Genomic DNA, 13,372 nt, shown 5'->3' with positions numbered 1-13,372 from the left:
ATAGATTTAAGCTAACTATAACCAATATTATAAATTTATCTAGGAAATTTATAATATGTTTCTGAAGTCATTTTTTATAGTAAATTTTTTGGAATAACAACCAAAAAATGGAATAAGTTGATATTATTACTCTATATGATTTTCTTATAATATATAGAGATGAAGAAAGTTTACGATAATTTATTTTTCTTTAAAACATTAATAAATAGTGGTTCTTTTTCCCAAGCAAGCGCAGTGCTTGGAATAGCGCATACTACTATCTCAAGACAAATCTCGCAACTTGAAGATCAACTTGGTAAGAAATTAATCACACGATCAAACAAAGGTATTGAATTAACTTCCGCGGGTAGGATTTTATATAATTCAACATTAAATCATCTTGAGAGTATTGAAAAAGTATTAGATGATGTGGAGGGTAATATTAGCAACCTTGATGATGAGAATATTCCTATCAAAATATTTTTGTCTATTGGTTTTTCGTATTTTTTTATTTACAACATTTACCCTAAGTTAAAAGAAAAATTCCCAAATATTAAAATTGAGTTATCAACATATACATTTAATATGATGGAGCGTGAAATTCTTAAACTTAAAAACTTTATTCAACATTTTGATATTTGTATAACAGAAGATCTATTCTTTCATGCAATAAATCCTGATCACTGGAATATTGTTACACGACGCTCAGATATTATGAAGATTTTTGCTTCTAAAGATTATTTAAAACAGTATGGTGAACCAAAAAAATTAGAAGACCTTAAAGATCATAATTGCTTATATACAAATCTTTGGTCAAAAACACGCTGGAATTTGCTTGATGATGATAATAAAGAGCATTCAGTTGTAATTAATGGTAACTTTGCTACAGATGTGTTGGTTCAATTGAGAGATCTTGTGCGTTTAGGTTATGGAATAGGACTGCTTCCTGAAAAGTATTTTGATGAGCCAAGTGAGGAAAACTATGAAATAGTTAATTTACTTCCTGAGTATAAAACTCGACCGTTTGATACTATTGTACTAACAAACATACATGCTCAAGATCTAGAGAAAACACAGCAAACAGGTAAGGCTATTAAAGATATCTGTATGGAAATTTTCCAGCGTTGGTAAGAGTTGTTTAAATACAGTTAATATATTTTGATTTTTAAGGGATTTATATCTAAGTGCTGCTTAGAGTTATAGCGTGTGGGTGCAGCACTTGACTTTGTGTAGCCAAAATATATCAACTGTATTTAGAACATCGTTTCTAAGATTAAGAACGTTATACTTGTATAGGTTATAACTAACCCTCCTAAATAGATGCAAATATAATTAATTCGAGATTTAAATAAATCTTTCATTTTGCCTCCTATTTTCAACAGTAGATGATCTTGCTTAATTATAAGATAAAAAAGAGGTATGACAATTATGTAAATTTAACAAGGACAATTAAATTTTAATAAAGGTAGCAGGATTTTTTGATGAACAAATCTTGGTAAATATTTTTGAAATGTTTTTCATATCCTAATATGTTATCCTATAATACAATTTTTCTTATTAAAAAATTAAATGTTTAGAAGTTTACCGTTATTTATTGGCTTAAGATATATTCGCGCGAAGAAGCGTAATAGGTTTATATCTATTATTTCAGCGATATCATTTCTTGGTATATCATTAGGCGTTGCAGTTTTAATAACAGTAATGTCTGTTATGAATGGTTTTGATCAACAGATTAAAAATAGAATCTTAATGATGGTGCCTCCATTAAAAGTATATGAAATGGGTGGTAAGCTTGATGATTGGCAATCACTTTCAAAGAAGATATTAGCAAATAACCCTAAGGTTACTTCAGCTGCTCCTATAGTGGAGTCTCAAGGATTACTTAGTGCAAATACAGGAGGTAGTACAACTGCATTTGTGCAGATTCAAGGGATAGAGCCAAAATATCAAACTAAGGTCCTGCCTATTAAGAAGCATATTGTTGATGGGAGCTTGTCATCTTTAGATGATGGTAAGGGCTATAATATAGTTTTAGGTAGTGTTTTAGCGGGTAACTTGGGTGTATCTGTGGGTGATAAAGTTACTCTTATAGTGCCAAAAGTTAGTTTAACTCCAGCGGGTATGATTCCTCGTATCAAACAATTCACAGTGACAGGTATTTTCTCTGTAAGTTATCAGTATGATGCTTATTATGCGATGATTAATCTCAAAGATGCTCAAAAAGTTTTTGAAACTGGAAATGCTATTACGTCATTACAGCTTGGTACAAAAAATGTCTATGATGCTCCTGTTATTAAAAATAAGCTAAATGATGGAGGGCTGTCATCTTATTACTTTACTCGTGATTGGACGGATGAGAATAAATCATTTTTTGATGCACTTAAGATGGAAAAAACAATGATGTTTTTTATATTGCTATTGATAATAACAGTAGCAATATTTAACTTACTATCATCTTTAGTGATGGTGGTTACAGATAAACGTAGTGATATTGCTATCTTAAGAACTATGGGAATGTCATCACGTCAGATTATTACAGTATTTATATATCAAGGCTTTATAATCGGACTGATAGGTACAATTATTGGGGTATTATTAGGCGTTATCTTATCAACTTATGCTACAGAAATTGTTAATTTTATTCAGCATGTTACAGGTAGACAGTTCTTAAATGCAAGTGTTTATTTGATTGATTATATTCCATCAGAATTAATGTTCTCAGATGTTGTTAAGGTGACTTTAGTTTCGATGTTTTTAAGCTTCTTAGCAACATTATATCCAGCTTGGAGTGCTTCAAGAGTTCAACCAGTAGAGGCGCTAAGATATGAGTGATATTGTTTTAAACTGTAAAAATGTCTCAAAAAAATATACTGAATTTAAAAATGATATAGCTATTCTTAAAGATATTAATCTTGAGATTAAAAAAGGTGAAAAAGTTGCTATATTAGGTTTATCAGGCTCTGGTAAAACTACTTTATTAAATGTACTAGGTGGATTAGATAAATGTAATTCTGGTGAAGTGTATTTAATGGGTGAAAGGTTTGATAATCAGTCAGTAAACAAAAGAGCAATAATGCGTAATAAACACTTAGGTTTTATATATCAATTACATCATCTTTTACCGGAGTTTACAGCTATTGAAAATGTTATGATTCCTTTAGCAATTACAAAGAAATATAATAAAAAAGACTCTATAAAGCGTGCAAAAGAAATACTAGAGAAAGTTGGTCTAGATCACCGTGCAAATCATAAACCGGCAGAGCTTTCAGGTGGAGAGCGTCAAAGAGTTGCGATTGCTAGAGCATTAGTAACTAATCCAAATTGTATTTTAGCAGATGAACCAACGGGAAATCTTGATAGCCAAAGATCAGAAAGTATTTTCCAACTAATGCAGCAGTTAAGTGATGATTTTGGCACTAGTTTTGTGATTGTGACTCACGATGAAAAACTAGCTCAAAGAATGAATAAGATCTATAGACTAGTAGATGGTGAAATCCAATTAGTTCAACATTCATAATAACCTTTATTTTTTATCTTTGTTTAATAAAAGTATTATTAATTAATCAACTTTTAGTATACTGAATTGTTAGATAGTTATATTTTTATAGGTTACTTAAACTATGAAAACTGTGGTGTTTGTCTACAATGATTCTCTAAAATCATATAAAGAAGAATTCTTATTAAAAATTGAAAGGGATCTTAAAGGTTATCATTATAATACTTTAGTTCTTGATGAGATGTCAGAGGTTGTTGAGATTCTTGAGGAGAACTCTAGGATATGCTGTATTGTATTAGATGGAGCAAGCTTTAACGTGGAGGCTTTTCATAATATTGCTCATTTAAATACGAAATTACCAATATTTGTAGCCTCTGATTATAATCAAAGTATCAAACTTAATCTTAGAGATTTTAATCTAAATATTAACTTTATACAGTATGATGCCTTAGCTGGCGAGGATTCGGATTTTATTCATAAAACTATCACAAATTATTTTAATGATATATTGCCACCACTAACATATGAGTTATTTAAATACTCAAGAGATTTTAACTCGGCATTTTGTACGCCTGGGCATCAGGGTGGTTACGGTTTTCAAAGATCTCCAGTAGGTGCTTTGTTTTATGACTTTTATGGTGAGAATATTTTTAAAACTGATTTATCTATCTCAATGAAAGAACTAGGTAGTTTACTAGATCATTCAGAGGCACATAAGGATGCTGAAGAATATATTTCAAAAGTTTTTAAATCAGAAAGGTCTCTTATTGTAACTAATGGTACATCAACGGCTAATAAGATAGTAGGTATGTATAGTGTTGCTGATGGTGATACTATTTTAGTTGATAGAAATTGTCATAAGTCTATAACTCATCTTATGATGATGGTTGATGTTAATCCTATATATCTTAAGCCAACTAGAAATGCTTATGGCATAATTGGAGGGATTTCTAAAGGTGAGTTTCAGAGAGAAACAATCCAAGAGAAAATACAAAATAGTAATATTGCAGATAAATGGCCGGAGTATGCGGTTATAACAAATTCTACCTATGATGGAATTTTGTATAATACTAGTACAATTCATAATGAATTAGAAGTCAAAAAATTACATTTTGATAGTGCATGGATTCCTTATGCTATATTTCATCCAATCTATGAAAATCGTACTGCAATGCAGATTGAGCCTAAATCTAAACATATAGTTTTTGAGACACAGTCAACACATAAACTTTTAGCAGCATTTAGTCAGTCATCGATGCTTCATATCAAAGGTGATTATAATGAAGAGGTTTTAAATGAGGCTTATATGATGCATACCTCAACATCGCCATTCTACCCAATAGTATCAAGTACAGAAATGGCAGCGGCAATGATGGAGGGCGAACAAGGTTATAATCTTATAGATAAAACTATTAATCTAGCTATAGACTTCAGAAGAGAGCTTGTCAAACTAAGGTCGGAGGCTAATGGGTGGTTTTTTGATGTTTGGCAGCCTGATGATATATCAAGCAAAAAAGCTTGGCCACTTAGAAATGCTGATAACTGGCATGGTTTTAAAAATGTGGATGATGACTTTTTATCATTAGACCCTATTAAGATAACTATTTTAACTCCTGGTATAAAAGATAATGATGTCCAAGAGTGGGGTGTTCCAGCAGATGTTGTGGCTAAATTTCTAGATGAGCATGATATTGTTGTTGAAAAATCTGGACCTTATTCTTTATTGTTTATATTTAGTCTAGGAACTACAAAAGCAAAATCTGTAAGACTTATATCTGTATTAAATAAGTTTAAACAAATGTACGATGAAAATACTTTAGTAGAAAAAATGTTACCGACTTTATATGCTGAAGATCCAAAGTTTTATGATGATAAGAGGATACAAGAGATTAGTGAGCAGCTACATCAATATATGCGTGATGCAAATTTGCCAAACCTAATGTATCATGCATTTAACGTTTTACCAGAGCAGAAGCTAAATCCGCATAGAGCTTTTCAAAAGTTATTAAAGGGTAAAGTTAAAAAAGTTCCTCTAGCAGAGATCTACGAGCATATTTGTGCTGTTATGATACTTCCTTATCCACCAGGAATTCCAGTTATATTCCCAGGAGAGAGAATAACAGCAGAATCAAAGGTAATCTTAGACTTTCTACTAATGTTAGAAAAAATAGGCTCAATGCTACCAGGATTTGATACAGATATTCATGGCCCAGAGAGAGCTAAAGATGGTAAGTTGTATATAAAAGTTCTTGATGAATAAAAATAGTAAATTTTTTTGAGAAAAAATGCTTATAAAAGGCTATAAAAAGATGTATAGTGTCTTTTGTTAGAGTTTAAATTCAGTAGGTAATCTTATGTTAAAAACACCTCTTTTCGAAGCGCATATTGCTGCAAATGCTAAAATGGTTGATTTCTCAGGTTGGTCAATGCCAATTAACTATGGCTCACAAATTCAAGAGCATAATAATGTTAGAGAAAACTGTGGTGTGTTTGATGTTTCGCATATGCTTGCTGTAGATATCAAAGGTAAGGATGCTGAAAAATTCTTACGTCATATCCTAGCAAATGATGTGGCTAAACTAGTAAGTAATAAAGCACAATATGGCTGTATGCTAAATCATGAAGCAGGAATTGTAGATGATTTAATTACATATAAAATTGATGCTGATAATTTTAGAATTGTTGTGAATGCAGGTAATAGGGAGTCTGATGAAGCATGGTTTAGAGAAAATGCTAAAGGTTTTGAAGTTGAGATAACTCCTCAAGAAGATTTGGCTATAGTAGCTGTCCAAGGTCCTAATGCTGCTAAAGTAGTTGAGCATGTAGTGACATCAGATATTGCTAAGCAGTTAGATCACCTTAAGCCATTCTCATTTAAGTTTTTTAGTAGATGGATGTTTGCACGTACTGGTTATACTGGAGAGGATGGCTTTGAGATTATGCTTCCAGCAGATCAAGCTATAGATTTTTGGAATAACTTATTAAAACATGGTGCGATACCTGCTGGCCTTGGTGCTAGAGATACGCTTAGGTTAGAAGCTGGGATGCATTTATATGGCTCTGATATGGATAGTTCAACAACACCTTTAGAAAGAGGTCTTGGTTGGAGCGTTGACTTATCTGATGAAGGTAGGGATTTTATTGGTAAAAAAGCGCTATTAGCTAAAAAAGCAAAAGGCGTTGATACTAGGTGGGCTGGTATAGTTCTTAGATCAAAAGGTGTCTTAAGAGCTGGGCAAGAGATAGTTTTAGACAATGGTGAGAAGGGCTATATTACAAGTGGTAGTTTTTCACCAACTTTAAAAATAGCTATAGCTTTAGCATATGTACCAAAACAAGGCGCTAATCCTAAGGTAAATATACGTGGCAAAGAGCTAGATGTTGAGATTGTAAAACCTAGATTTGTTAAAAATGGTAAATCTTTGATATAGCTAATAATAAAGTATTGATATCATTCTAAATTTGATTCAAGATCTCTTAGATTACTCTACGAGGATTTAGGTTGAGTTTTGAATGATAGTAAATTTAAAATTGTAATATTACGAGTTTGTAAATAAAAAATTAAATTAGTTAATTACTTGGAGGTATAAAAATGTCAAATATTCCTAACGAATTAAAATATACAGAGTCGCATGAGTGGATAAAAGTAGAGGGTGATGAAGTTACTGTAGGTATTACAGAGCACGCTCAGTCATTACTTGGAGACTTAGTGTATGTTGAGCTTCCTGAGGTTGGGGAAGAGTTTTCTAAAGGTGATGATACTTGTGTTGTAGAATCTGTTAAAGCAGCATCAGATGTATACTCTCCACTTGACGGTGAAATTATTGAAGTAAATGAATCTTTAGTAGATGATCCATCTCAAGTAAACCATGCGCCATACAAAGATGGTTGGTTATTTAAACTAAAAATTTCTGATGAGTCTCAGTTAGCTGATCTACTAACTGCTGATGCTTATGCAAAAGTCATGGAAGACTAAACAGTTCTTAGTATTTTAAAATAAAGATCCAAGGTTAAAACCTTAGTAATTCAGAAATTGATTAATATTTAGTATGACTAATTTTATTATGAATTAATTATTTTCATTCAAAGGCATGGAGGAAATATGTCTTTTATTCCGCATAAACCAGAACAGATTAAAAAAATGCTTGATACTATAGGAGCATCTTCTGTAGATCAGCTATTTGATGAAATACCTTCAGAATTAAGAGCAAAAACTTTAAAGATTCCTGATGGCATCAATGAGATACAACTAGCGAATCTAGCTAGAAAAAGAGCTAACAAAAATCATCATAATACAAACTATATAGGGGCTGGCGCATATAGTCATTATATTCCATCTGCTATATGGGATATTGTAGCTCGTGGGGAGTTTTATACAGCATATACACCATATCAGGCTGAAGCCTCTCAAGGTGGCTTGCAAGTTATCTATGAGTTTCAAACTATGATGGCTGGCTTAACAGGTATGGATGTTTCAAATGCATCGATGTATGATGGAGCTACTGCATTAGCAGAGTCTGTACTTATGGCTATCCGCTCTAATAAAAAAGCAAAATCACAGAAAGTCCTAATTGCTGAGGCGTTACACCCAACATATTTAAATGTACTAGATACTATTACAAAACATCAAGGTATTGAGGTAGATATCGTAAGTCTAGACTCTAAAAATGGTAAGACAGATATAGCAAAGCTGGCTGATTTTGCTAATATTCAATATGCTGCAGTAGTTATCCAAAGCCCTAACTTCTTAGGTCAACTTGCCGATGTTGATAGCCTTACAAACTGGGCACATGAGCATGGCGCTTTAGCAATAGCTGTAACAAACCCAATGTCATTAGCAATCTTAAAATCACCAGCAGAATGGGGTGAGAAAGGTGCTGATATAGTCTGTGGTGAGGGTCAGCCTATGGGTGTACCTTTAGCTTCAGGTGGTCCATATTTTGGCTTTATGACTTGTAAAATGCCTCATGTTCGTCAAATGCCAGGTCGTATAGTTGGTAGAACTGTTGATCTAGATGGAAATGAAGGTTTTTGCTTAACTTTACAAGCTAGAGAGCAGCATATCCGTCGTGCAAAAGCTACTTCAAATATCTGTACTAACCAAGGTCTTATGGTAACAGCGGCTACTATTTATATGAGTCTGCTTGGTGCTGAAGGTTTAGAAAGAGTTGCTAGCGTATCTCATGAGAATACGACAAACCTAGCAAATGAATTATCTAAACTAGATGGTGTAAGTATTAGATTTGAAAATGCATTTTTTAATGAAGTTGTTATTGATTTACCTGTTAATGCTGAAACATTTGTAACAGAGATGGAAAAAGAAGGTATAGATGCAGGTTATTTCTTAGGAGAATATAGTAGTGATTTAGAAAAATCTATTATGATTTGTTCTACAGAAATTCATACAGCAGATGACCATGCTGAGTATATTGCTGCAGCTAAAAAAGTTTTAGCTATGTTAGGAGGTTAGGAAAATGGTTATTTTTGAAAAAACTAGAGGTGTAAATTCACCAGCTGTAATGCCTAGTAAGAAAGGCGATGTTTCAAATATTCCAACGGATATGCTACGCTCTAAAAAACCTATTTTACCAGAGCAAGCAGAGTTAGATGTAGTCAGACATTATACACAGTTATCACGTAAGAACTTTTGTATAGATACGAACTTTTATCCATTAGGTTCTTGTACTATGAAGTATAATCCTCGTGCGGCACATAAGTATGCATCACTAGCCGGCTTCTTAGAAAGACATCCTTATGCAAGTGCTCAAAGTGCTCAAGGGACTTTAGAATGTTTATATGATCTGCAAGACTTGATCAAAGAACTAACAGGTATGACAGGTGTATCACTTGCTCCTATGGCTGGTGCTCAAGGTGAGTTTGCTGGTGTGGCTATGATCAAAGCGTATCATCATAAGCGTGGTGATTTTGAGCGTAATGAAATTATTGTTCCAGATGCAGCTCATGGTACAAACCCAGCTACTGCAAAAGTTTGTGGTCTAAAAGTTATTGAGATTCCAACTAAGAGATGTGGTGATATTGATCTTGAAGCTCTAGATAAGGTACTTGGTCCAAAAACTGCTGGTATCATGCTTACAAACCCATCAACTGTAGGTGTGTTTGAGAGAAATATCGCTGTGATTGCAAAGAAAGTTCATGAAGCTGGTGGCTTGCTATATTATGATGGTGCAAATCTAAATGCGATTATGGGTAAAGCACGTCCTGGTGATATGGGCTTTGATGTCCTTCATATGAACTTGCATAAAACTTTTGCAACTCCTCATGGCGGTGGTGGCCCAGGTGCTGGTCCTGTTGCTGTTAATGACAAACTAAAAGAGTTCTTACCTGTACCAATGGTTGGTAAAAAAGATGATAAGTTTGTATGGTTAGAAGAAAAAGATGTACCAAACACTATTGGTAGATTATCCGCATTTAATGGTAATATTGGAGTGTTGCTTAGAGCATATATCTATGGTGCAATGTTAGGTGGTAATGGCTTAACGGAGGCTTCTGAAATTGCAACTTTAAACGCTAACTATATGATGGCTCGTCTAAAAGAAGAAGGCTTTACAATAGCATATCCTGATAGAAGAGCTTCTCATGAATTCATCGTGACATTAAAACCAGAATTTCAGAATTATGGTGTGACAGCTACAGATTTTGCTAAATGTTTGATAGATAGAGGCGTGCATGCTCCTACTATGTATTTCCCTCTATTAGTACCAGAATGTTTGTTGATAGAACCTACTGAAACTGAAAATGTTGATAGTATGGAGAAGTTTATCCAAGCGATGGTAGAAATCAGAGATATCGCCAAGGAAAATCCTCAGTATCTAAAAGGGGCTCCGTATAATCTACCATCTCGCCGCTTAGATGATGTCAAAGCCGCGAAAGAGTTAGATATTGTTTGGCAACCACAATAGAATAACCTCATGGCTATTAAAATAAATGTCGAGAGACTTCTCGATAATTTACCAGCAGGGGTTATTGTGCATGGTATAGATACATCTGTATCATATGTAAACAAAGAAGCTCTGCGTATTCTAAACCTAACTAAAGATCAAATACTTGGTAAAGATATTTTTGGTTCTCAATGGGCATTTATAGATCCTTCAGGTAAAGTTCTTGATCCGAGTGAATATCCAGTAAGTATAGCTATTCGCACTAAAAAATCTTTAAATGGCATGCTAATAGGAGTTTTAGATCTAGAGACTCGTCATCCGATATGGATTTTGATGAATCTACATTTTGACAAAGAGCAAGTAGTTGTGTCTTTTACAGATGTTTCAAAAGAGTATGAACTACCATTTAAAGAGATTGTTGATAATGCTTATGATGGTGTTTTAATAACAAGTGCGCATAATCTTGAGAGACCTTATGGACCAAAAATTGTTTATGCTAATGAATATATGCAAGATATTTCAGGATATAGCATAGATGAGCTTATTGGTAATACTCCTAGGATTCTACAGGGCAAAGATACTGATAAAAAAGCTTTATATCGGATACATAACGCTCTAAAGGCTAAAAAGGTAATAAGAGAAACTATCCTTAATTATTCAAAAGATAATAAACCTTATTGGATTGATATATCAATATTTCCTTTGCATTTGAGTAAGGATAATAAAGTTACGCATTTTGCAGCTATAGAAAGAGATGTAACAGATATCAAAAAAAATGAGCTTGCTTTAGTCGATGTCTCACGTACAGACCCTCTAACACAGTTACTTAATCGTAGAGGTTTTGATGCTCATGCTTCTGTATATACTAAGAAAGATTCTTATGCAATTGTGATATTAGACATTGATCATTTTAAGAAAATAAATGATGACTTTTCTCATTTACATGGTGATAAAGTTCTTGTGTCTTTAGCTAAGATAATTAAGCAACATTCACGTGGTGATGATTTAGCTGTAAGATTTGGTGGAGAAGAGTTCATAATTTTTCTACCAGGTACAGATAAGCATAATGCTAAAAATGTTGCTGAAAGAATACGTCTTGAGGCACAGAAAAAAAAGCTTATAATGAATGGTCATGATATTAGATATACTATAAGTTGTGGTATAGCAGCTAATGAGGGTGGTTTATCTATAAAGCAAACTTTAGAAGCTGCGGATAAGGCTTTGTATCAGGCTAAATCTCAAGGTAGAAATAGATCAGTTGTGTTTGAATAAAATTTTAGTCATAAAAAATCGTATAGTTATTAAGGAATATCTTTTTGCACATAATTTATTCTTATATTCATATGGATTTATTTTTTAAAAAGTTTTGTATTGGTATCTAGCTTTTTAATTTACAATATATAGATTAATCTGCCTATATTTAAAAGATGACAAGAAATATTTTTATAAAATTGGCTATATTAGTTTTTTGTACTGTTTTGGCAAAACAATCATTTGGATATGCGCATACTCATTTAATGCTAGAAAATAATTGTAGTACAAATGCTATTTTTACTATCACAGATAAAGATAGTGGTTATAGTTTTAAGAAGGTCATTAAACCTTATCAGTATTACGTAACTAAAGTATTATCTAATGATAATTTCCTAGTTTCGACAACTTCAAATTATAATATAGATTTCAAATCAAAAAACTCGTATGGTTCAGTTAAATATGAACTATCAAATGCTTTTTTCTATTTTGGTGAGAAGGGTGCAAATAAAGCGCTATTTAAAGATGCAATTGGCAATATAGAGGTAAACCATAGACTACATAATGATGGTTATGAGTACTATTGGACTAATTATTCTATCAATATAAAAACACTCATCAATGGCAGCTTAATTACGCCAAGCTTTACAATTTCAGCTTGCCATAAAGAGATAGATACTTTTAATAGTTTACTATTTGGTATTAAAAAAGTTCTAATATTTGGTGATAGCTTAAGTGATAAAGGTAATCTTTATAAATACTCTTTGCAGCTATTACCGAAATCTACACCGTACTATAGAGGAATGTTTTCTAATGGTGAAGTATGGTCAGAGCAATTTGCAAATAGGCTATATCTAAATAATATTTCTGTTAATAACTATGCTGTGGGAGGTAGTTCAGTTATAGTATTTCCAGAGTGGGCTGATAATGATACACCGTATGTGCTAGATGATCAGATTGGTTTATATCTTAACTTAGATTCAGATGATAATATCAAAGAAAAACTAGCTATATTTTTTGTAGGTGGGAATGACTATCTAACATCTAATCCAAAAATGGGAGATATTGATAGTGCGGTAAAGCAAGTTACAGATGGCATTATATCTGCTATTGAGAAAGTTGGAGTAAAAAAGGTAGTTATTATAGGTTTGCCAGATCTTAGTATAACTGGTGAGTCGAAGTCTCTAAAAAATCAAGATGTCTTGAAAAAAATATATATAAAGCACAATCAAATTTTAAAAACATATGCTGACAAGCATAATATGAAATTTATAGATATTGCACCAGTATTTAATGAGATGGTTAATGATACGAAGAACTTTAATAAGAAATATCATGCTGATATAAGTCTAAAGCATATTAAAGATTCATGCTGGTTGGGAGGATATTTTTTATCTGAGAAAGCAGAAATAAACAAAGCATATAATGATTTAGAAGATAAAGATAATTCTAGAGCTAATATGACCGAACTATTAGATCAGCCTTCGATGCAAAGTATTATAGATGCTGGTTATACAGGAAGTATGTGTAATAATCCGCAAAACTATGCATTTTGGGATCATGTTCATCCTACTTACCAAGTTCATCGAGCTTTGTATGATCATATTGTTAAAGAGCTTGGAGCAAAATCTTACACAAAAGAAATTATGTAAAAGTTTCTGAAAACTATCTCATAAAATAATTATTTTCATCATATTTCTCATATGTTACCAACTATATAATGCCCACCAAACAGTGGTTTTAAGGT

The 13,372-nt window shown here is 32.6% G+C and carries 10 protein-coding genes; all 10 read left to right on the top strand.

The features are described 5' to 3' along the window. Positions 1–159 precede the first annotated feature (159 nt). Positions 160–1,110 (top strand): LysR family transcriptional regulator, encoded by a 951-nt coding sequence (locus FIP56_RS08300; protein WP_192578459.1) that lies wholly within the window; start codon positions 160–162, stop codon positions 1,108–1,110. Positions 1,111–1,548: 438 nt separating this feature from the next. Further along, a complete protein-coding gene (locus FIP56_RS08295) occupies positions 1,549–2,811 on the top strand; it encodes a lipoprotein-releasing ABC transporter permease subunit (RefSeq protein WP_192578458.1) in 1,263 nt (420 codons plus the stop codon). Continuing rightward, positions 2,804–3,496, top strand: a complete 693-nt coding sequence (gene lolD, locus FIP56_RS08290) for a lipoprotein-releasing ABC transporter ATP-binding protein LolD (RefSeq protein WP_192578457.1) — start codon at positions 2,804–2,806, stop codon at positions 3,494–3,496. Before FIP56_RS08295 ends, lolD begins: the two co-directional genes overlap by 8 nt. A gap of 103 nt (positions 3,497–3,599) precedes the next feature. Beyond that, positions 3,600–5,735, top strand: coding sequence for a lysine decarboxylase LdcC (ldcC, locus tag FIP56_RS08285; protein ID WP_192578456.1), 2,136 nt, complete (start codon positions 3,600–3,602; stop codon positions 5,733–5,735). A 94-nt stretch (positions 5,736–5,829) separates the two neighbouring features. Then, the gene (gene gcvT / locus FIP56_RS08280) at positions 5,830–6,906 is read left to right on the top strand and encodes a glycine cleavage system aminomethyltransferase GcvT (protein ID WP_192578455.1); all 1,077 of its coding nucleotides are present in this window, start codon (positions 5,830–5,832) and stop codon (positions 6,904–6,906) included. Positions 6,907–7,067: 161 nt separating this feature from the next. Next, entirely contained in the window at positions 7,068–7,451 is a 384-nt protein-coding gene (gene gcvH / locus FIP56_RS08275) for a glycine cleavage system protein GcvH (RefSeq protein WP_192578454.1), read from the top strand. Between the two features lie 126 nt (positions 7,452–7,577). Continuing rightward, a complete protein-coding gene (gene gcvPA / locus FIP56_RS08270) occupies positions 7,578–8,945 on the top strand; it encodes an aminomethyl-transferring glycine dehydrogenase subunit GcvPA (RefSeq protein ID WP_192578453.1) in 1,368 nt (455 codons plus the stop codon). Positions 8,946–8,949: 4 nt separating this feature from the next. Continuing rightward, positions 8,950–10,395: an aminomethyl-transferring glycine dehydrogenase subunit GcvPB gene (gcvPB, locus tag FIP56_RS08265; protein ID WP_192578452.1), complete on the top strand. Its 1,446-nt coding sequence runs from the start codon at positions 8,950–8,952 to the stop codon at positions 10,393–10,395. A gap of 9 nt (positions 10,396–10,404) precedes the next feature. Further along, positions 10,405–11,646 carry a sensor domain-containing diguanylate cyclase gene (locus tag FIP56_RS08260; protein ID WP_192578451.1) on the top strand — a complete coding sequence of 414 codons (1,242 nt, stop codon included), beginning with the start codon at positions 10,405–10,407 and terminating at the stop codon, positions 11,644–11,646. A 206-nt stretch (positions 11,647–11,852) separates the two neighbouring features. After that, positions 11,853–13,277 (top strand): SGNH/GDSL hydrolase family protein, encoded by a 1,425-nt coding sequence (locus tag FIP56_RS08255; RefSeq protein ID WP_245323068.1) that lies wholly within the window; start codon positions 11,853–11,855, stop codon positions 13,275–13,277. The last annotated feature ends 95 nt before the right edge of the window (positions 13,278–13,372 follow it).

The sequence above is a fragment of the Francisella sp. LA112445 genome (assembly GCF_012224145.1).
GTDB lineage: Bacteria > Pseudomonadota > Gammaproteobacteria > Francisellales > Francisellaceae > Francisella.
The sequence above is the reverse complement of the archived record's forward strand: the minus strand, read 5'-3'. Positions and strand labels throughout refer to the sequence as shown.